Raw genomic sequence first — 20,544 nt, 5'->3', positions numbered from 1 at the left:
GGTTCGCCGCACGGATCCTGTGCGGGCGGAGGTCAGAGCCCGAGATCCTTGGCGATGATCGTCTTCATGACCTCGCTGGTGCCGCCGTAGATGCGGGTGACGCGGGTGTCGGCGTAGAGCCGCGCGATCGGGTACTCGGTGATGTAGCCGTAGCCGCCGTGCAGCTGCAGGCACTTGTCGATGACCCGGCCGGCGGCCTCGGTGCAGAACAGCTTGGCCTTCGCCGCGTCCGCGACGGTCAGTTCGCCGGCGTCGTGCAGGTCGAGGGCACGGTCGACCATGAGCCGGATCGCCTCGACCTCGGTGGCGCACTCGGCGAGGACGAACTTGGTGTTCTGGAACGACGCGACCGGCTTGCCGAACACCTTGCGGTCCTTGACGTACGCGATCGCGTGCGAGAGCGCCGCGGCCGAGGACGCCGATGCGCCGAATGCGATGGTCAGCCGCTCCTGCGCGAGATTGTGCGTCAGGTACGAGAATCCGGATCCCTCCTCGCCGAGCCGATCCGTCACGGGCACCTTCACGTCGGTGAAGGACAGCTCGGCGGTGTCGGACGCCTTGAGGCCGATCTTCTCGATCTTGCGGCCCACGGCAAAGCCCTCGGAGGTGGTGTCGACGACGAGAATGCTCAGCCCCGCGCGGCGGTCCTCCGGCGTGGCGGGCGCCGTGCGGCACACCACGAGGATGCGGTCGGCGAGCGCACCACCGGTGATGAAGGTCTTCGCGCCGTTGACGACGTAGTGGCTGCCGTCGGCCGACAGCTTCGCCGTCGTCGAGATGTTCGCCAGGTCCGACCCGGTGCCGGGCTCGGTCATCGCGATCGCGAACATCAGGTCACCCGAGGCGAATCCGGGCAGCCAGCGCTGCTTCTGCTCCTCGGAAGCGTACTCGAGCAGGTACGGCAGGATCAGGTTGGAATGCACCGAGTAGCTGCCGAAGGACACGCCCGCGGCGGCCGTCTCCTCGGCGACGACGGCGTTGAACTTGATGGACTTCTCGCCGCCCCCGCCGAACTCCTCGGGCACCTGGATGCCGAGCACGCCGAGCTCACCGAGACGGCGGTAGAAGTCGCGCGGCGGATGCCCCTCGACCTCCCAGTCGTGGTGGACCGGCGCGACCTCCTTGGCGATGAAGTCGCGGACGAGCTTGCGGAAGGCCTCGTGGTCCTCGTTGAACACGGTTCGCTGCACGGAAAGGTTCTCCTTCGAATGGGGTCGATGCGGATCAGAGTGCGTAGCTGCGCAGTACGCCCTTGCTGATGATCGTCTTCTGGATCTCGCTGGTGCCCTCGCCGATGAGCAGGAACGGCGCCTCGCGCATGAGCCGCTCGATCTCGTACTCCTTGGAATAGCCGTAGCCGCCGTGGATGCGGAAGCTGGCCTGGGTGACCTCCGAGCAGTACTCGCTGGTGAGGTATTTCGCCATGCCGGCGGCGACGTCGTTGCGCTCGCCGGAGTCCTTCAGCCGCGCGGCGTTGACCATCATCAGATGAGCGGCCTCGACCTTCGTCGCCATCTCCGCGAGGGAGAAGGAGATCGCCTGGTGCTGCGCGATGGGCTTGCCGAAGGTGGTGCGCTGCTGCGCGTACCGGGCGGCGAGTTCGAACGCGCGGATGGCGACGCCGCAGGCGCGGGCGGAGACGTTCACGCGGCCGACCTCGACGCCGTCCATCATCTGGTAGAAGCCGCGGCCGGGAGTGCCACCGAGGACATCGGTCGCCTTGGCGCGGTAGTTGTCGAAGATCAGCTCGGTGGTGTCGATCCCCTTGTAGCCCATCTTGTCGATCTTGCCGGGGATGGTGACGCCGGGGACGACCTCGCCGAAGCCGGCGGGCTTCTCCACGAGGAACGTGGTGAGATTCTCGTGGGGCTTGGCGGCACCCTCCTCGGTGCGCACCAGCGCGGCCACGAGGGTCGAGCTGCCGCCGTTGGTCAGCCACATCTTCTGGCCGTTGATCACGTAGTCGCCGTCGGCGTCACGCTTGGCCTTCGTGCGGATCGCGGCGACGTCCGAGCCCAGTTCCGGCTCGGACATAGAGAAGGCGCCGCGGGTCTCGCCGGTCGCCATCTTCGGCAGGTAGTAGTTCTTCTGCTCGTCGGTGCCGTGCTGGCGCAGCATGTAGGCGACGATGAAGTGGGTGTTGATCACGCCGGACACGCTCATCCAGCCGCGGGCGAGTTCCTCGACGCACAGGGCATAGGTGAGCAGCGACTCGCCGAGCCCGCCGTACTCCTCGGGGATCATCAGCCCGAACAGGCCCATCTCCCGCATCTGATCGACGATGGCCTGCGGGTAGGTGTCCGAGTGCTCGAGTTCCTGCGCGTTCGGGATGATCTCCCGGTCGACGAACTGCCGGACGGTGGCGAGGATCTCGGTCTGGAACTCGGTGAGGCCGAGGGTCTGGGCGAGACGGGTCATGCGAAGTCCTTCTCGAGGGCGGGGAGGGTGCCGGCGGGGACACCGACGGTCCCGTCGGTGGCGAGACGATCGATCTCTTCGGGCGTCAGGCCGAGGTGTTCGCTGAGGACGGCGGCGGTGTCGTCGCCGTTGGCCGGCGCCGGCCGGGGTGCGGGGTGGAGGCCGTCGAACGACATCGGCAGGCTGGGGGCCAGGTGCCCGCCGACGCGGGGCTGCTCGACGTACTGGAACATCGGATTGGCGGTGACGCGAGGGTCTTTCGCGATCTCGGCGAAGGTGCGGTACCGCTCGTGCAGGATCGAGGTGCCCGACAGGGCGGTCTCCACCTCGGCGGCGGTGTGCTCGCGGAACCACACGGCGAACAACGCGTCGAGTACCTCGCGGTGGCGGTAGCGGGCGCCCTCGTCGCGGAAGTCGGCGCCGAGGGCGGCTTCGAGCGCGTCGACCGCGGCCGTCGTGCCGGTCAGTTCGGTCAGGTCGCGGAAGTGGCGCGGGGTCAGCGCGACGACCATGAAGGACGCGCCGTCGGAGGTGGTGAAATCGCGACCGTAGGTGCCGTAGACGGCGTTGCCGATCCGGTCGCGGTCGGGCCCGCCGAGCTGGGCCTCGGCGAGGTAGCCGAGGTTGCCGACGGTGGCGAGGGCGACGTCTTCGAGGGGGAGCACGATCTTCGCGCCTGCACCCGTGACCTCGCGGCGGTGCACCGCGGACGCGACCGAGAGCGCGGCGTAGAGACCGCACGCGACGTCCCACGCCGGCAACAGGTGATTGACCGGTCCGGCGTGGCCGACGGGGCCGGTGGCGAGCGGGAAGCCCGCGGCGGCGTTGACGGTGTAGTCGACGGCGGAACCGCCGTCCGCGCGGCCCAGGACCTGCACGTGGATCAGATCGGGGCGGATCGTGGCGAGCTCGTCGTAGTCGAGCCAGTCGCGTCCCGCGGCGTTGGTGACGAGCACCCCGGCGTCGGTGATGAGGTCCCGGATCAGCTTGTGCGCGTTCGGGTCCCGGAAATCCGCCGCGAGGGAACGCTTGCCCTTGTTCAGGCCCGCCCAGTAGATGGACTCGCCGTCCTCGGTGACGGGCCACCGGTGGTAGTCGGCAGCGCCGCCGATCGGGTCGACGCGGACGACCTCGGCGCCGAGCTGCGCGAGCGTCATGCCGCACAGTGGGGCTGCGATGAAACTCGAGACCTCGATGACCCGCACACCGGCCAGGGGCGCGGTGGACGAGGGAAGCTCGTCGATGGAAGCAGTGGAGTTCATATCGCCTGTCCTCATCCGGGCGGACGCCGGAGCCCAGGGCGCGCCGGCGAAGCTGTCCGAGCAAATATGCAGCACCGCCGGGCCACAGGGCCAACACCGTTCGGCTATAGGTCGGTTAGCGCCGATCAATGGCCCTCGCATTGGCGGGCCGGAAGTCCATAGGTTTCGACGATCGATCGATTCGTCGACGGGACATTGCCTCAGTGACCTAGACCACGTTGAATGGATCCCGAGCGCCTGATCGGTGCATCTCCTCCGATCGCCGACGCACCGTCCCGATCGATATATCCCTTCGAGCCATTAAGGGGACACTCCGGTGACCACTGGCGAAATCTCGCACGACGCAGCGCACGGCGCCCCGCCGAAGGGGGCGACACCACTCGTCAGCGGCAAGCAGGCATGGGGCATGACCGGCCTCGTGATCTTCCTGTACGTCGTCAACTACGCCGACAAGGCGGTGCTGGGCATCATCGCGCAGCCGCTGGCTCGCGAGCTGGGACTGTCCTCTTCCCAGATCGGCCTCGTCGGATCCCTGTTCTTCGTGACCTTCACACTCGGCGGCTTCCTGGCCGGCCCGCTCAACAAGTACCTCACCCTGCGGTGGGCGCTACTCGCGCTGGGCGCGATGTGGTCGGTGGTCATGCTGCCGCTGGTCGTCTCGGCGAGCCTGGTGATGCTGATCGTCACCCGCATGCTGCTCGGCCTGGCCGAAGGCCCCAGTTCGGCGCTCATGCACACCGCCGCGTACTCCTGGCATCCCCCGGCCAAGCGCGGCCTGCCCGGCGCCTTCCTCGCCGGCTCGGCGTCGGTCGCCAAGATCGCCCTCGCCCCGGTCCTCGCCTACATCACGGTCGAGTGGGGCTGGCGGGCCGCCCTGGTCTCCCTGTCGATCCTCGGCGCCGTGTGGATGGCCTCGTGGCTGACCGGCTGGAAGGAAGGCCCGTTCACCGCGACGGCCGTGAAGAAGGGGACCGGCACCGCATCCACCGAACCGTCGGTGCCGTGGAAGAAGATCTTCCTCACCCGCACGTTCATCAGCTGCGCCGTCCTGATCATGGTCGTCTACGCGCTCACCACCGTCGTGCTGACCTGGCTGCCCTCCTACTTCGAGGTGGGCCTCGGCTACAGCGCCCTGCAGGCCGGTTCGATGTTCGCCCTGCCGTCGATCGTCGGTCTCGTCCTCATGGTCACCTCCGGTTCGGTCACCGACCGGCTCGCCCAGCGCGGCTACCGCTCCCGGGTCGTGCGGATCATCGTTCCCGGCATCGGCGTCCTCGTCTGCGGTTCGGTCCTGGTCTTCCTGCCCAGCATCGGCACCCCCGGCCTCGCCGTCGCGGCCGTGTCCATCGGCTACGGCTTCGGCGCGATCGTCTTCCCCCTGATCAACGCCGCCATCTCGGAGCTGTGCCCGCCGCAGCAGACCGCCGGCACGATGGGCGTGTTCCTCGCACTGATGGCCGTCGGCGGCCTGATCGCCCCCTACGGCACCGGCGTGCTCGTCGACAACGCGGCCACCCCGGCCGAGGGCTACGCGACCGCCTTCCAGGTCATCGGTGCACTCGGCATCGTCGCGGCGATCCTCGTCCTGATCTTCGCGAACCCGGAGCGCGACCGCGCCGTCATCCGGGGCGAGTCGGACGCCACCGCGAAGGCATAGCTTCCGCCTAACGGAGTCATCCACCGAATGTCCTTTCCCCACCGGCCGGGTGCGTGATCGACTCGATATCGAGGACCACCACCCGGCCGGTCGTCGTCTCCGCTCCTCGCTCTTCTACTGCAGTAAGGAATCCCCATGCGCGATGCCGTGATCGTCGATGCCGTCCGTACTCCGATCGGGCGCCGTGGCGGTGCCCTGTCCGAGATCCATCCCGCCAACCTGTCGGCACACGTGCTCGGGGCCCTCGCCGACCGCACCGGGCTCGATCCCGCGTCGGTCGAGGATGTCGTGTGGGGTTGCGTGAGCCAGGTCGGCGAGCAGGCCGGAATCGTCTCACGCAGTGCCGTGTTCGCCGCCGGCTGGCCCGAGACGGTTCCGGCCACCACCGTGAACCGCGCCTGCGGGTCGAGCCAGCAGGCCGTCTCGTTCGCCGCGGCTACCGTGATCTCCGGTCAGAGCGACGTGGTCGTCGCCGGTGGCGTGGAGTCGATGAGCCGCGTCCCGATGGGCAGCGCGAGCAAGAACGGTGAGCACTTCCCAGCCGAGGTTCTCGAGCGGTTCGGTGTCGAGGGCTTCAGCCAGGGCACCGGCGCGGAGATGATGGCCGAGAAGTGGGGCCTGTCCCGCACCGCGCTCGACGAGTACTCGCTGCGCTCGCACGAGCTGTCCGCGGCCGCGACCGACGCCGGCGCCTTCGCCGGGCAACTCGCCCCGATCGCCGGCCTGAGCGCCGACGAGGGCATCCGCCGCGGGGGCAGCCTCGAGTCCCTGGCCAAGCTGAAGACCGTGTTCAAGGAGGACGGCGTGATCCACGCCGGCAACTCCTCGCAGATCTCCGACGGCGCCGGTGCCCTGCTGATCACCACGAGCGAGTACGCCGCGGCGCAGGGCTGGACCCCGATGGCCCGCATCCACACCGCCGTCGTCGCCGCCGACGATCCGGTCATCATGCTCACCGGTCCCATCGCGGCCACCGAGAAGGCGCTGAAGCGGTCGGGCCTGTCCATCGACGAGATCGGCGCCTTCGAGATCAACGAGGCGTTCGCCCCGGTGCCGCTCGCGTGGCAGATCGAGACCGGCGCCGCGATGGACCGGCTCAACCCCCTCGGTGGCGCCATCGGCGTCGGCCACCCGCTCGGCGGCTCCGGCGCGATTCTCATGACCCGTCTCGTGCACCACATGCGCGACAACGGCATCCGTTACGGCTTGCAGTCGATGTGCGAGGCCGGCGGCATGGCGAACGCCACCATCCTCGAACTGCTCTGACACCCCGCTTCGCATTTCACGAAAAGGAACGAAAGATATGGAACTGAAGGGTCTTTCCGTCGCGATCACCGGCGGCGCCTCCGGTCTCGGCCTGGCCACCGCCCGCCGCGTCCTCGACGCCGGCGGCACCGTCACCCTCATCGACCTGCCCGGCTCGCCGGGTGCCGACGTCGCGAGTTCCCTCGGTGACGGCGCGGCCTTCGCCGCTGCCGACGTCACCGACGCCGAGCAGTTCGCCGCCGCCCTCGACGTCGCGCACGAGCGCGGCGGCCTGCGCGGACTCGTGCACTGCGCCGGCGCCGGCCGGAAGATGCGCGTCCTCGACAAGGAGGGCAAGGCCGGTTCGCTCGAGGACTTCGAGTTCGTGATCCGGCTGAACCTGATCGGCTCGTTCAACGCGCTGCGTCTCGGTGCCGAGCGCATGGCCGCGCTCGAGCCGGTCGACGGCGAGCGTGGCGCCATCGTCATGACCGCGTCGGTCGCCGCCTTCGAGGGACAGATCGGCCAGATCAACTACTCGGCGTCCAAGGCCGGCATCGTCGGCATGACCGTCGTCGCCGCCCGCGACCTGGCCAGCAAGAACATCCGCGTCAACACCATCGCGCCGGGCATCATGGACACCCCGCTGCTCGCGCGCCTGCGCGACGATGTGCGTGCCTCGCTCGAGAAGACCGTGCCGAACCCGGCGCGCCTGGGCCGCCCCGACGAGTTCGGCCGGCTGGCCACCAACATCCTCGAGAACGGCTACCTCAACGGTGAGACCATCCGTCTCGACGGTGCCATCCGCATGGCCCCGCGCTGAGGTGGGACGGATGACCATGAACCTGCCGGATCCGTCGACGATGTCGCTGTCCTACCCGGACGTGACGATGGGCGTGTGGGCGCCGAGCATGGCCGCCCTCTACGGCGACCGCCCGGCGATCGTCGACGGGGAACGGGTGTGCACGTACCGCGAGCTCGACGAGCGCTCCGCGCAGTTCGCCTCCGCCCTGCAGGGAGCCGGTGTCGCCCCGCGCGACGTGGTGCTGCTGCACGTGGGCAACTGCATCGAGTTCATCGTGGCCTACTACGGTGCGCTGCGGGCCGGCGCCACCGTGACGCTGGTCAACCCGCTGCAACCGGAACCGGGCCTGCGCAAGCAGATCGAGGAGACGGGCGCCGTGGCGGCGGTGACCCAGCCGCAGCAGCTCGGTGTCCTCCTCGGCGCCGCGGCGGGCACCACGGCCGCGACGATCGTGGTGGTCTCCGACGAGCCGGTGGAGGTGGCCCCCACCTCCGCGGCCGTCGTGCGGTACGACGAGTTCCTCGCCGGGCAGCCCACGGCGTTCACGCCGGCGGAGGTCGCCGGAACGGACGTCGCGCACCTGGCCTTCACCGGCGGTACCACCGGCATCTCCAAGGGCGTGCGCGTGCTGCACCGCAACGTGGTCGCCAACGTGACCCAGATGTGCGGGTGGCGGGCCGCCCACCAGGTCGTCACCACCGGCGACGGGCTGGTCGCGCTGCGCCCGATCGAGGGTCTCGACGTGCACGGGGTGATCCCCGGCGAGGGCGCCACCGTCGTCGTGTCGCCCCTGTTCCATGCCCACGCGCTGATCAACACGTCGTTCCTGCTGCTGTGCGGCCTCACCCAGGTGCTCGCGGGCCGCTTCGACCCCGCCCGCATGCTCGAGCTCGTGGAGCGGCACCGCGCCAGCTACATCACCGGCAGCCCGGCCATGTGGCATGCGCTGGCCACCCACCCCGACGTCGCCCGCCGTGACACCACGTCGGTGCGGGTCGTGTCGTCGGGGGCGGCGCCGATCGACCACGTCACGCTCGAGGCGCTCGGTGCGGCGTTCCCGAACGCCCGCGTGGCCGAGGGCTACGGCCTGACCGAGGGCACGTGTGTGGTCACCGCCATGCCGCTGATCATCGGGTCCACCTATCGTCTCGGCAGTGTGGGCCTGCCCGTCTTCGACACCGAGATCGAGATCCGGGTCCAGGACGATCCGAGCGTCGTCCTCGGCGAGGGCGAGCGCGGCGAACTGTGGGTCCGTGGGCCTCAGGTGACCGACGGCTACCTCGGCCATCCCGAGATCACGGCCCAGCAGTACGTGGACGGCTGGCTCGACACCGGCGACATCGCCTACCGCGACGCCGACGGCTACGTCTATATCTGCGACCGCGCCAAGGACATGCTGATCTACAAGGGCTACAACGTGTATCCGCGTGAGCTCGAGGAGATCCTGGTGTCCCATCCTGCGGTGTCGACGGCGGCGGTGGTCGGCCGCGAGGCCGGCAACGTCGGGCAGGAACCGGTCGCCTTCGTGGTGCCGGTGCCGGGCGCGCAGCCCGACCCTGCCGAGCTGATGGCCTTCGTTGCCGAGCAGGTCCTGCCCTACAAGAAGATTCGCGAGGTCGTGCTCGTGGACGCGCTGCCCACCTCCGCGGCGGGCAAGGTGCTCAAGACGGATCTGCGGGCCCGGATCGAGCAGGCCGCGGCCTCACACTGAACCGGTAGCCGGGTACCGCGACGGTGCCCGGCTGTCGCCGTGTCGCCGTGTCGCCGCGTCGCCGTGTCGCCGCGTCGCCGTGTCGCCGCGTCACCGCGTCACCGCGTCGCCGAGCGAATGGACCATACTGTCGGTCTGACGAGGTGAGCGATACATTCGCTCGGACGAACAGACGAAAAGGGGCGGTGCCTTCGACAGGCACCGCCCCTCGTCGCGTTCCGGGGTCAGCCGCGCTGGGCCTGCTTGACCAGTCCGCCGCCGATGATCAGACGCTGGATCTCGCTGGTGCCCTCGTACAGGCGCAGCAGCCGCACGTCCCGGTAGATCCGCTCGACCGGCACCTCCCGCATGTACCCGGTGCCGCCGTGGATCTGCACCGCCAGGTCGGCGACCTTGCCGACCATCTCGGTGCAGAACAGCTTCGCCACCGACGGTGCGATCCGCCGGTCGGTGCCCTCCACCCACGCCCGCGCCGCGTCGCGCACCAGCGCCCGCCCGGCCATCACCCCGGTCTGCTGATCGGCGAGCATCGCCTGCACCAGCTGGAAGTTGCCGATCGCGGTGCCGCCCTGCGTCGCGGTCGCCGCGTACGCGACCGACTCGTCCAGCGCGCGCTGCGCCTGCCCCACCGACAGCGCCGCGATGTGCACCCGCCCGCGGGCCAGGGAGGTCATCGCGGCCTTGTAGCCGACGTCCTCGCTGCCGCCGACCAGCGCCGCGGCCGGCACCCGCACGTCGGTGAAGTGCACGTCCGCCGTCCAGGACCCCTCCTGGCCCATCTTGCGGTCCTTGGCGCCGACCTGCACCCCGTCGGTGTCGGCCGGGACCAGGAACACCGCGATGCCGGTGCCGTTCTCGTCGGCGGGGCGGGTGCGGGCGAAGACGACGAACAGGTCCGCGAGCGGGGCGTTGGTGATGAACCGCTTCTCACCGGTGATAATCCAGTCGTCGCCGTCGCGCACGGCCTTGGTGCGCAGCCCGGCCGGGTTCGAGCCGGCGCCGGGCTCGGTCAGCGCGAACGAGGCGACGACCTCGCCGGAGGCGATCTTCTCGAGCCACTGCGCCTTCTGCTCGTCGGTGCCGAACCCGACGAGGACCTGCCCGGCGATGCCGTTGTTGGTGCCGAACATCGACCGAAGCGACAGCGTGGTGTAGCCCAGCTCCATCGCCAGCTCGGCGTCCTGCGCCAGGTTCAGGCCCAGCCCGCCCCACTCCTGCGGGATGGCGTACCCGAACAGGCCCATCTCCTTGGCGGCGGTGCGGATGTCGTCCGGAATCGCGTTGGTGTCGGCGATCTCCTGCTCGCGCGGCACCACCACGCCGCGCACGAACGCGCGGGTCTGGGCGAGGATTTCCTGGAAGTCGTCGTCGTCGACCTGGGCAGCCGGCGTCGCAGTCGAGGTTGTCATGAATCCACCATCGGTTTCCGGGGCGGCGGGTGTCCAATACGAATCACCCCATCGCCACATAGGCACTGTCGATGAATGGGGCGGGGTCGAATCACCGGTCCTCTCGGTATATTCGGAGCATCAGCCGACGGGCGTCGCCCGCGTCCTCGATTCATCGGTGCCTTCCCACCGTCCCCGGACCGGGTGGGCTCGTGCGAAAGGAACCTCATGTCACTGCTGGAGAACCGAACCGCCGTCATCACCGGAGGCGCTCAGGGCATCGGTTTCGCGATCGCACAGGAGTTCGTCGACGCCGGCGCCCGGGTCGTCCTCGGCGACCTCGACCTCGATGCCGCGACGGCCGCCGCCGAGAAGCTCGGTGGCCGCGAGGTGGCCCGGGCGGTGCGGTGCAATGTGGTGAACGCGGAGGAGTGGGACACGCTCCTCGCCGAGGCCGTCGACGGGTTCGGCTCGCTCGACGTCGTCGTCAACAACGCCGGCATCACCCGCGACGCGACGATGCGCACCATGACCGAGGAGGACTTCGACCTGGTGATCGCCGTCCACCTCAAGGGCACCTGGCACGGCACCCGCAAGGCGTCGGCGATCATGCGCGATTCCAAGCGTGGCGCCATCGTCAACATCTCCTCGCTCTCCGGCAAGGTCGGCATGGTCGGCCAGACCAACTACTCGGCCGCGAAGGCGGGCATCGTCGGCCTCACCAAGGCGGCCGCGAAGGAGATGGCGCACCACGGCGTGCGGGTCAACGCGATCCAGCCGGGCCTGATCCGTTCCGCGATGACCGAGGCGATGCCGCAGAAGGCCTGGGATCAGAAGATGAGCGAGATCCCCATGGGCCGGCCCGGCGAGGTGTCCGAGATCGCGTCCGTGGCCCTCTTCCTCGCGTCCGACATGTCCTCGTACATGACCGGCACGGTACTCGAGGTCACCGGCGGCCGATTCATGTGAGTCCCTGTCTCACGGTCTCTTTCACAATCACTCTCCTCTCCCGAAGGTCGTCATGCGCGAAGTAGTCATCTGCGAGCCCGTCCGCACTCCCATCGGCCGCTACGGCGGAATGTTCAAGTCCCTCAACGCCGTCGACCTCGGTGTCGCCGCACTGAAGGGTCTCCTCGACCGCACCGGAATCGCCCCCGACGCGATCGAGGACGTCATTCTCGGCCACTGCAACGGCAACAGTGAGGCCCCCGCCATCGGCCGCGTCGTCGCGCTCGACGCGGGCCTGCCGATCACGGTGCCCGGCATGCACATCGACCGTCGCTGCGGCTCCGGCCTGCAGGCCGTCATCCAGGCTGCGCTCCAGGTGGGCAACGGCGACAACGAGGTCGTCGTCGCCGGCGGTGCCGAGTCGATGAGCAACGCCTCGTTCTACTCCGTCGACATGCGCTGGGGCGGCGCCCGCACCGGCGTGCAGATGCACGACAGCCTCGTGCGTGCCCGGGCCACCGCCGGCGGCCGCTTCTACCCGGTGCCCGGCGGCATGATCGAGACCGCCGAGAACCTGCGCCGCGACTACGGCATCAGCCGGCTCGAACAGGACGAGCTCGCGGTGTCCTCGCACGCCCGCGCCGTCGCCGCGCAGAAGAACGGCATCCTCGCCGAGGAGATCGTCCCGGTCACCGTCACGACCCGCTCCGGTGACGACGTCATCGACACCGACGAGCATCCCCGCCCGGACGTCACCGTCGAGTCGCTGGCGAAGCTGAAGCCGATCATGGGCAAGCAGGATCCCGAGGCCACGGTCACCGCCGGTAACGCCAGCGGCCAGAACGACGCCGCGTCCATGTGCCTCGTCACCACCCCCGAGCGCGCCGCGGAGCTGGGCCTGACCCCGCTCGTGCGGGTCGTGTCCTGGGGCCTGGCCGGTGTGGCTCCGAAGATCATGGGCATCGGCCCGGTTCCGGCCACGGAGAAGGCCCTCGCCAAGGCCGGCATCACGCTCGCCGACGTCGACGTGATCGAACTCAACGAGGCCTTCGCGGCGCAGGCACTCGCGGTGACTCGCGAATGGAAGTTCGGCGCAGCCGATTTCGAGCGCACCAACGTCCACGGGTCCGGCATCTCACTGGGCCACCCGGTCGGCGCGACCGGCGGCCGCATGCTGGCGACGCTCGCCCGGGAACTGCACCGCCGCGACGGCCGCTACGGCCTCGAGACGATGTGCATCGGCGGCGGTCAGGGTCTGGCCGCGGTGTTCGAGAGGGTGTAGGCCGCTTCGCGGCCGGTGCGTCCTTTGGGCTGTGGGAGCAACTCAAAGGACGCACCGGCGCGGCAGCGCCATGGCGCGTCAGCGCCGCCGTACCAGGTCGACGAACGCCTGACCCACCGCAGACAGGGTCGCCGGATCGAACGCGAGCCCGTACGTGCCCACCAGCCGCGGCTCGCAGGCGCGCACCACGAGCCGGTCCCCGGCGGCCTCCGCCGGCACCCGATCCACGATCGACCCGCCGAGTCCGGCTGCCACCATCGGCAGCCGGACTTCGCGCTGGCCGACCAGGACGGAGATCTCCGGACGGGCACCGGCCGCGCGCAGCGCCGACTCCACCGCATCGACCATCGACCCACCGGTCGGCGCGAACACCATGGGGATGTCCGGCAGCTCGGACAGGTGGATCGGGCCCTCCGGCAGCTCGGATCCCGGCGGATACGCCAGCCACCACTCCTGCTCGCCCAGCTCGATCACCTCGAGTCCGTCGCCGCCCTCGAGCGGCAGGTGCGCGACGACGAACTCGCAGTGACCGTCGCGGATCAGCGACGCGACCAGCTCCTCGTCCTGCAGGGCCGAGAACCGCACCGCGACCTTGGGATATTCGCGGCGGAACCGCGCGATCAGCTCCACCAGCGGGCCGGCGGACAGTGCCGGGAAGGCCATGATGTCGAGCCGGCCCGCCACCGCGCCGTCCGACGTGGCGAGCAGCTCCTCGACCGCGGTCACGTCACGCAGGATCTGCCGGCTCGGGCCGATGAGGCTGCGGCCCGCCGCGGTGAGAACCATGCCGCGACCGATGCGGTGGAACAGCTCGACGCCGAGCTCGCGTTCGAGGCTGCGCAGGGCCTGCGACACCGTCGGTTGCGCGACGCCGAGCGCGGTCGCGGCCCCGTTGATGCCGTTGTTCTCGACGACCGCGAGGAAGTACTCCACCTGCCGGAAATCCACAGTCCTACACTCCCTGCCGCAGTGTCGAGGCGACGTCGAGGAACGCCGCCGCGGCCGGCGACGGCTCGCCCGCCCGCAGCACGAGTCCGACGGGCCGGGTCAGTGGCGGCTCCAGCGGCCGCACCGTCACCGTGGGCATCTGCTGTTCGGCAACCGGCCTGGGCACCACCGTTGCGCCGGTGCCCAGGCACACCAGTCCCCACGTCGCCGCCGGGTGGGCGCAGTCGACGACGACATTGGCGGCGTTCTCGGCGAGCAGCCCGCCCGCCTTCGCGGCGTTGGTCCGGTCGCCGAGATCGACGACGAGGGGTACGTCCCGCACACGGGTGCGCGGGATCGGGTCCGGCAGGTCGGCCGCGAGGTCGTGGTGGAGGGCGAGCACGAGTTCCTGCTCGAACAGCGGCACGGTGATCATGCCCGCGTGCTCGACCGACAGGTCGGTCACGCCGATCTCCGCCTCGCCGCGGCGCAGCGCGGTGTGCACCCCGGCGGGACCGTCCGTGTCGACGATCCGCACCAGGATGTGCGGGTAGCGGTCACGGAAGCGGCGGGCGAGCTCGATCATCGGGTCGAACGAGAACGACGAGTACGTCACCACGTCGACGCGGCCCGAGGCGAGTTCGCGTACCGCGGCGACCTTCGCCTTCGCCCGTTCGACGTCGGCGAGGATGCGGCGCGCCGCTACGTCGAGCCGGCGGCCGTCCTCGGTGAGCGTGAGCCGGCGCCCGGTCCGGTCGAACAGGGTTGTGCCGAGCCGACGTTCGAGTGTGCGGATGGCCTGCGACAGCGACGGCTGCGAAATGTAGAGGGACTGGGCGGCCTTCGTGATCCCACCCCGGTCGACGACCGCGACGAAATAGGTGATGAGGTGAAGGTCCACCGGCTCATCGTACGGGGACGGCGGTTGCCGGCATCCAGCGGTCCGGGTCGGTACCGCACCCGGTGACCACGTCCCGGTCGGCGAGAACCAACAGGTGGGCGTCGGTCTCCCGCACCGCGAGCCGGCACAGACGCGGCGACATCGTCTCGAACGGACGGGACCACGAGATCCGCGTGGCGACCTCCCACGCCGTGGAACCGGGATGCCGGGACACGGCCTCGGCGATCTCGGCCAGACGTTCCTCGTGGTGGCCGAGCAGCGCCTGCGCGCGGGAAGCGACCCCGCGGAAGCGGTATTCGTGGGCGGGGAAGACCTCGCCGTCGGGCAGGCTCGTGGTGGCGTGCAGCGACAGCAGGTAGCGGTGCAACGGATTCGGCAGTTCGCCCGGGACGGTGGAGATGTTGGGACTGATGCGGGGGAGCATGTGGTCGCCGCTGAACACCAGCTCGTGGGTGCGATCGACGAAGCACAGGTGGCCGGGGGTGTGGCCGGGCGTCCACACGGCGTGCAGGTCCCAGCCCGGCAGATCCAGGGGGGTGCCGTCGTCGAGCACGACGTCGAGCGACTCGCGCGGCCCGAACCGGACCAGTTCCATGACCTCGCCCGATCGGACCTCTTCGGGGGCTCCGAGCCGGGCCAGCTGCCGGGCCCAGGCCGCGGTGAACCCTTCCCGATCCGTGGCGGTGTGGTGGCCGAGCAGCGCCGCGTCGGCGGCGTGCATCGCCAGTGCGGCACCGCTGACCTCGCGCAGCCGCGGCGCCAGGCCGAAGTGGTCCGGGTGCAGGTGCGTGATCGCCGCGAACCGGACCTCGGTGATGTCGTGCCCGGTCTGCCGGATTCCGTCGACCAGGGCCTGCCACGACTGTTCCGAGTCCCAGCCGACGTCGATCAGGGCCAGGCCGTCGGGCAGGGCCAGCGCGTAGACCAGCACGTAGCGCAGCGGGTTCTTCGGCATGGGCACGGGAATCGACCACAGCCCGGGCCGGACCTGCTCGACCGGTGGCAGCTCGCCGCGCCGCCACGCCTCCTGCTGCACGACGCCGACGACCTCGACCGCGGTCACGACACCTCCTCCGCGAGGGTGTCGCGCAACGTGCGCTTGAGGATCTTGCCGCTGGCGTTGCGCGGCAGCTCGCTCACGAAGTGGATGCGCTGCGGCTTCTTGTAGGAGGCGAGCCGGCTGGTGGTGAACGCGACCAGTTCGCTCTCGTCCGGCACGGCGGCACCGTCGGCCACCCGCACGACGGCGGTGACGGCCTCGCCCCACTTGCGGTCGGGGACCCCGACCACGGCGACCTCGGCGACGGCGGGATGCTCGGCGAGCACCGACTCCACCTCGATCGGGTAGACGTTCTCCCCGCCGGTGATGATCATGTCCTTCACCCGGTCGGTGACGAACAGGTAGCCGTCCTCGTCGAGGTGGCCGGCGTCGCCGGTGCGCAGGAATCCGTCGTGGGTGAACAGCGCCGCGGTCTCCTCCGGGCGCCGCCAGTAGCCGGACGTGTTGTGGCGGGAGCGGCACACGATCTCGCCGGACCCTCCCACCGGCAGGTCCTCCCCGGTCGCCACGTCGCGGATGGCGATCTCCACACCGGGCATGGGGCGGCCCGCCGAGCGCAGCAGGTAGGAGCGGGGACCGGTCGGGTCGTGGTCCTCGACGCGCAGCGCGGTGACGGAGCCGCTCGTCTCCGTCATCCCGTAGCGCTGGACGAATCCGCATCCGAGGGTGTGCACGGCTCGGCGCAGCATCGACGGCGTGACGGGGGAGGCGCCGTAGAAGATCAACTGCAGGCTCGACAGGTCGAACGTGTCCAGGCCGGGCAGGTCGAGCAGCATCTGGACGGTCGCGGGCACCAGGAACGCATGGGTGATGCGATGGCGTTCGACGAGCGACGCGACGGTGCGTGGCTGGAACTCGCCGAGCAGGACGGCGTGCACACCGGCGGACAGGCAGGTGCTCAGCCATCCGGCCCCGGCGATGTGGAACAGCGGCATCGCGTTCAGCGCCACCGAGTCGGGCCGCCAGTGGTAGATGCGCTGTCCCTCCTCGTCGTTGTGGAGGTTGCGGTGGGTGATGAGCACCCCCTTCGGCGTGCCGGTGGTGCCGGAGGTGTACAGCTGCAGCAGCGTCGTGTCGGGGTCGTCGCCGCGGCCGGGATCGGTGTCGGCGCCGGTGGCGGTGAGCCGTTCCCACGTCCACGCCCCGGGCAGCAGGTCGTCGCCGGGATCGGTGTCGACGAGGACGACGGGCAGGCCGGGCAGTGCGGCACGGATCGCCTCGGCTGCCGCTGCGAACCCGGATTCGACGACGAGCACGTCGAGTTCCGCGTCCTCGGCGATGCGGGCGGCTTCCGCCGGGGTGAGCCGCCAGTTCAGGGGGACGAACACCAGCCCCGCTTTCCCGCAGGCGACGAACGTCTCGGCGGCCTCGAGCCGCATGCGCAGGAGCGCTCCGATCCGACCGCCGCGGCGGGCCAGACCGCTCAGGGCGGTCGCGAGCCGATTGGTGCGCCGATCGAGTTCGGCGAAGGTGACGGTGGTGTCGCCGCAGGTCAGTGCTAGTGCGTCCGGCCGTTCCGCCGCGTGCTGCCGGACCCGCTGCGGAAGGTGCAGACCGCTCACATCCCACTCCTCGTTCCGTTCGGCGAGCGCCTCGATGTCGGGCCGCCGTGCCCGATCAGTCGATCACCAGCGCCTCGGCGGAACAAAGTCCAAGATCCACAGCGACCGATAGCGAGTGCCTATGTCGGGACCGGCGGCGCGCGACTGTCCTTGCGCGCCGAACGTGCTTACTGCGCGGGTACGGACGCGCGCGAGGAGCACCGCGGATGTGGGCGTCCCTCGTGCCTAGGCGGGCGTCGCGTCGACGGGGCGTCGGCTCGGAATCGGGTGTCGCCCGTGTTCCTCCACCCGCGGCGCGTCGCCGTCCCCGGATGCGGCGATGATGGCCCGCACCGTGCGCCGGCACCGGCCACAGTCCGAGCCTGCCCCACAGGCGTTCGCCACCTCCTTCGAAGACCGGGCGCCTCGGGCCACGATCTCGGCGACGACGCGTTGTGTGATTGCGAAACACAGGCAGACGTACATTTCGCCTCGCTTGGTGGAGTCCTCAGTCGAGGAACAGATCCAACGTGGGGTTCGAGCCGCCGCCGTAGCGGCCGAGGTCGGTGACACCGGCCTCGGTGAGCACGTCGGCGTCGATGTAGCAGTTCCCGCTGGTCTGCTTCGCGGGCCGGGACAGGATCTCGACTGCGGCGTCGGCCATGATCTCCGGGCTGCGCGACGAGGAGAGCAGGCGTTCGCCGTCCTGCATGTTCGCGACGGCGGAGGTCGCGATGTAGGTCTGCGGCCACAGGCAGTTCACGGCGACGCCCGCCTCGGCGAACTCGGCAGCGAAACCCAGTGACAGCAGCGTCATTCCGTACTTCGACAGGGTGTACGCCGGATGCACCCCGAGCCAGTGGGGATTCAAGTTGACCGGCGGCGAGACCGTGAGCACGTGCGGGTTCGGCGACTCCCGCAGGTGCGGCAGGCAGGTCTTGGTGAGCAGGAAGGTGCCCCGGCAGTTGATCTCCTGCATCAGGTCGTACTTCTTGACCGGCAGGTTCTCGGTGGGCTCGAGGGCGATGGCGCTGGCGTTGTTCACGCAGATGTCGATCCTGCCGAAGTGCTCGACCGCGGTGTCGGCGGCGCGCTGCACGTCCTCCTCGCGGCGCACGTCGCCGACGACGGCGACGGCCTTGCCGCCGGCGGCCTCGATCTCGGCAACCGCGGTGTGCACCGTGCCCCGCAGTCTCGGGTGCGGCTCGGCCGTCTTGGCCAGCAGGACCACGTTCGCGCCCTGCCGCGCCGCGGCCACTGCGATCGCGAGCCCGATCCCGCGACTGGCGCCGGACACGACCATGGTGCGGTCGCTGAGTGCATTCTGCTGGCTCGACATCTCTCTCCCTGCGGTCGCTGGCACATCACATCGTTCTCACTGATGATATTGGCATTCTCATTTTCTGCAAGTATCGTATTCATCGTGAGCGACTTCGTTGAGACCTCGTCGGGCATCCCGCTGGAGCCGGTCTACGGGCCGGCCGACCGGGGTGCCGAACCGCCGGCCCCGGGAGCCTTTCCCTTCACCCGCGGAAACTTCGCGTCCGGCTATCGCGGCCGGCTGTGGACGTTCCGGCAATACTCCGGATTCGGTACCGCCGAGGAGTCCAACCGCCGCTACCGCTACCTGCTCGATCAGGGCGGCACCGGGCTGTCCGTCGCGCTGGACCTGCCCACCCAGTGTGGCTACGACTCCGACGATCCGGAGGTGAGCGAGGAGGTCGGCCGGGTCGGTGTCGCCGTCGACACCCTCGCCGACGCCGAAGTCCTGTTCGACGGCATGCCACTCGACCGGATCAGTACCAGCTTCACCATCAACGGAACGGCGGCGATCCTGCTGGCGTTCTACGTGGCCGCGGCCGAGCGCAAGGGCGTGCCGCGCGAGAAGCTCACGGGCACGATCCAGAACGACATCCTCAAGGAGTACGCGTCCCGCGGCACGTGGATCTGGCCGCCCGAACCGTCGCTGCGGCTGATCGCCGACACCATCGAGTTCTGTGCGGCCGAAGTTCCGCGCTTCAACGCGATCTCGGTCGCCGGCGCGCATTTTCGCGATGCCGGGGCCAACGCGGTACAGGAGATGTCGTTCACCCTCGCGGACGGGGTCACCTACTGCGACACGGTGGTCGAGCGCGGGCGGATGACGATCGACGAGTTCGCGCCGCAGATCTCGTTCTTCTTTTACACCCACGGCGACTTCTTCGAGGAGATCGCGAAATACCGTGCCGGGCGGCGGCGTTGGGCGACCATCGTGCGCGAGCGTTACGGGGCGAAGACCGACAAGGCGTCGATGTTCCGCTTCGGCTGCGTCGCCGGCGGTGCCTCCCTCTACGCGCCCCAGGCCCAGAACAACCTGGTCCGCGTCGCCTACGAGTCGATGGCCTCGGTGCTCGGCGGTGTGCAGTCGATGTTCACCGCCGCGTGGGACGAGCCGTTCGCCCTCCCCAGCGAGGAATCGGCGACCCTGGCACTGCGGACGCAGCAGATCCTCGCCTACGAGACCGGCGTGACCCGGGTCGCCGACCCGCTCGGCGGCTCCTACTTCGTCGAGGCGCTCACCGACGCCACCGAGGAACGCATCGTCGAGATCATGGCCGACCTCGAGAACCACGGCGGCATGGTCCGCGCGATCGAGGACGGTTACCTGCAGGGCCTCATCGCGGACGAGGCGTACAAGCTGCACCAGGACGTCGAAGCCGGCAATCGGACTGTCGTCGGCGTCAACAAGTTCGTCTCGAACGAGCCGCCACCGGAGATCTCGACATACGAACTCGACGCCGAAGGCCGCGAGCTGCAACTGAAGCGGCTCGCCAAAGTGAAAGCAGAACGAGACCCGCAGGCGGTTCGCGACACGCTCGCCGCCCTGTCCCGCGCCGCGGAAGGAACCGACAATCTCATGCATCACCTGATCGACTGCGCCAACGCCTACTGCACCGTCGGCGAGATGGTCTCCGCACTGAAGGCCGTGTGGGGCGAGTTCCAGCAGCCGGTGGTGTTCTAATGACCGCACGTGTACTTGTCGCCAAGCCCGGACTCGACGGCCACGACCGTGGCGCGAAGATCGTCGCCCGCGCGCTCCGCGACGCCGGCTTCGAGGTGGTCTACACCGGCATCCGCCAGCGGGTCGAGGACATCGTCTCGATCGCCCTGCAGGAGGATGTCACCGTCGTCGGCTTGAGCATCCTCTCGGGTGCGCACCTCGCGCTCACCACCCGGGTCGTGGAGGCGCTGCGTGCCGCCGACGCCGAGGACATCGCCGTGATCGTCGGTGGCACGATTCCGCAGACCGACGTACCCAAGCTGCTGGATGCGGGAGCGGCAGCGGTCTTCCCGACCGGAACGCCGCTCGACGTGCTGGTGACCGAGGTGCGCAAGCTGACCGACGCCGCTGGGTCGTGA

The 20,544-nt window shown here is 69.7% G+C and carries 18 protein-coding genes; 8 read left to right on the top strand and 10 right to left on the bottom strand.

Annotated elements, in window-relative coordinates; genetic code table 11:
• Positions 1 to 32 precede the first annotated feature (32 nt).
• From HFP48_RS26470 to HFP48_RS26460, 3 genes are read right to left on the bottom strand one after another with little or no spacing between them, the layout of a single operon-like run.
• A complete protein-coding gene (locus HFP48_RS26470) occupies positions 33 to 1,190 on the bottom strand; it encodes an acyl-CoA dehydrogenase family protein (RefSeq protein WP_006944033.1) in 1,158 nt (385 codons plus the stop codon).
• 34 nt (positions 1,191 to 1,224) lie between these two features.
• Entirely contained in the window at positions 1,225 to 2,418 is a 1,194-nt protein-coding gene (locus tag HFP48_RS26465; protein WP_006944025.1) for an acyl-CoA dehydrogenase family protein, read from the bottom strand.
• On the bottom strand, positions 2,415 to 3,680 hold the full coding sequence (locus tag HFP48_RS26460; protein ID WP_006944023.1) for a CoA transferase: 1,266 nt from the start codon (positions 3,678 to 3,680) through the stop codon (positions 2,415 to 2,417). The genes HFP48_RS26465 and HFP48_RS26460 overlap by 4 nt, the downstream gene beginning before the upstream one ends.
• 316 nt (positions 3,681 to 3,996) lie before the next feature.
• On the opposite strand from HFP48_RS26460, the gene HFP48_RS26455 reads away from it, so the two are divergent.
• From HFP48_RS26455 to HFP48_RS26440, 4 genes are all read left to right on the top strand, one after another.
• On the top strand, positions 3,997 to 5,337 hold the full coding sequence (locus tag HFP48_RS26455; protein WP_050036094.1) for an MFS transporter: 1,341 nt from the start codon (positions 3,997 to 3,999) through the stop codon (positions 5,335 to 5,337).
• A gap of 135 nt (positions 5,338 to 5,472) precedes the next feature.
• Complete coding sequence (locus HFP48_RS26450) at positions 5,473 to 6,603, top strand: acetyl-CoA C-acyltransferase (protein ID WP_006944012.1); 1,131 nt, start codon at positions 5,473 to 5,475, stop codon at positions 6,601 to 6,603.
• A 37-nt stretch (positions 6,604 to 6,640) separates the two neighbouring features.
• Entirely contained in the window at positions 6,641 to 7,405 is a 765-nt protein-coding gene (locus HFP48_RS26445; RefSeq protein WP_006944010.1) for an SDR family NAD(P)-dependent oxidoreductase, read from the top strand.
• Between the two features lie 10 nt (positions 7,406 to 7,415).
• Positions 7,416 to 9,098: an AMP-binding protein gene (locus HFP48_RS26440; protein WP_168580377.1), complete on the top strand. Its 1,683-nt coding sequence runs from the start codon at positions 7,416 to 7,418 to the stop codon at positions 9,096 to 9,098.
• A gap of 224 nt (positions 9,099 to 9,322) precedes the next feature.
• On the opposite strand, the gene HFP48_RS26435 is transcribed toward HFP48_RS26440, so the two are convergent.
• Positions 9,323 to 10,507, bottom strand: a complete 1,185-nt coding sequence (locus HFP48_RS26435) for an acyl-CoA dehydrogenase family protein (protein ID WP_029546608.1) — start codon at positions 10,505 to 10,507, stop codon at positions 9,323 to 9,325.
• A 207-nt stretch (positions 10,508 to 10,714) separates the two neighbouring features.
• Here HFP48_RS26435 and fabG point away from each other — a divergent pair, with 207 nt between their 5' ends.
• On the top strand, positions 10,715 to 11,455 hold the full coding sequence (gene fabG, locus HFP48_RS26430; protein WP_006944004.1) for a 3-oxoacyl-ACP reductase FabG: 741 nt from the start codon (positions 10,715 to 10,717) through the stop codon (positions 11,453 to 11,455).
• A gap of 52 nt (positions 11,456 to 11,507) precedes the next feature.
• Positions 11,508 to 12,716 carry an acetyl-CoA C-acetyltransferase gene (locus tag HFP48_RS26425; RefSeq protein ID WP_043799934.1) on the top strand — a complete coding sequence of 403 codons (1,209 nt, stop codon included), beginning with the start codon at positions 11,508 to 11,510 and terminating at the stop codon, positions 12,714 to 12,716.
• Between the two features lie 78 nt (positions 12,717 to 12,794).
• Here HFP48_RS26425 and HFP48_RS26420 read toward each other — a convergent pair whose 3' ends face one another.
• From HFP48_RS26420 to HFP48_RS26395, 6 genes are all read right to left on the bottom strand, one after another.
• Complete coding sequence (locus HFP48_RS26420) at positions 12,795 to 13,664, bottom strand: LysR family transcriptional regulator (RefSeq protein ID WP_043799932.1); 870 nt, start codon at positions 13,662 to 13,664, stop codon at positions 12,795 to 12,797.
• A 4-nt stretch (positions 13,665 to 13,668) separates the two neighbouring features.
• On the bottom strand, positions 13,669 to 14,544 hold the full coding sequence (locus tag HFP48_RS26415) for a LysR family transcriptional regulator (protein ID WP_050036093.1): 876 nt from the start codon (positions 14,542 to 14,544) through the stop codon (positions 13,669 to 13,671).
• A 4-nt stretch (positions 14,545 to 14,548) separates the two neighbouring features.
• Positions 14,549 to 15,607, bottom strand: a complete 1,059-nt coding sequence (locus HFP48_RS26410; protein ID WP_168580376.1) for an MBL fold metallo-hydrolase — start codon at positions 15,605 to 15,607, stop codon at positions 14,549 to 14,551.
• A complete protein-coding gene (locus tag HFP48_RS26405) occupies positions 15,604 to 17,166 on the bottom strand; it encodes a long-chain-fatty-acid--CoA ligase (protein ID WP_168580375.1) in 1,563 nt (520 codons plus the stop codon). The genes HFP48_RS26410 and HFP48_RS26405 overlap by 4 nt, the downstream gene beginning before the upstream one ends.
• Before the next feature lie 225 nt (positions 17,167 to 17,391).
• The gene (locus HFP48_RS26400; protein ID WP_168580374.1) at positions 17,392 to 17,631 is read right to left on the bottom strand and encodes a (2Fe-2S)-binding protein; all 240 of its coding nucleotides are present in this window, start codon (positions 17,629 to 17,631) and stop codon (positions 17,392 to 17,394) included.
• Positions 17,632 to 17,653: 22 nt separating this feature from the next.
• Positions 17,654 to 18,484 (bottom strand): NAD(P)-dependent oxidoreductase, encoded by an 831-nt coding sequence (locus HFP48_RS26395; protein WP_168580373.1) that lies wholly within the window; start codon positions 18,482 to 18,484, stop codon positions 17,654 to 17,656.
• Between the two features lie 84 nt (positions 18,485 to 18,568).
• Between HFP48_RS26395 and HFP48_RS26390 the strand changes: the two genes are divergently transcribed.
• On the top strand, positions 18,569 to 20,146 hold the full coding sequence (locus tag HFP48_RS26390; RefSeq protein ID WP_246872485.1) for a methylmalonyl-CoA mutase family protein: 1,578 nt from the start codon (positions 18,569 to 18,571) through the stop codon (positions 20,144 to 20,146).
• The gene (locus tag HFP48_RS26385; protein ID WP_168580371.1) at positions 20,146 to 20,544 is read left to right on the top strand and encodes a cobalamin B12-binding domain-containing protein; all 399 of its coding nucleotides are present in this window, start codon (positions 20,146 to 20,148) and stop codon (positions 20,542 to 20,544) included. Before HFP48_RS26390 ends, HFP48_RS26385 begins: the two co-directional genes overlap by 1 nt.

The organism is Rhodococcus sp. DMU1 (assembly GCF_012272955.1).
In the GTDB taxonomy this organism is placed as follows: Bacteria; Actinomycetota; Actinomycetes; order Mycobacteriales; family Mycobacteriaceae; genus Rhodococcus; species Rhodococcus aetherivorans.
Note: the sequence above shows the minus strand (reverse complement) of the source record. Positions and strands in the feature narration are given on the sequence as shown.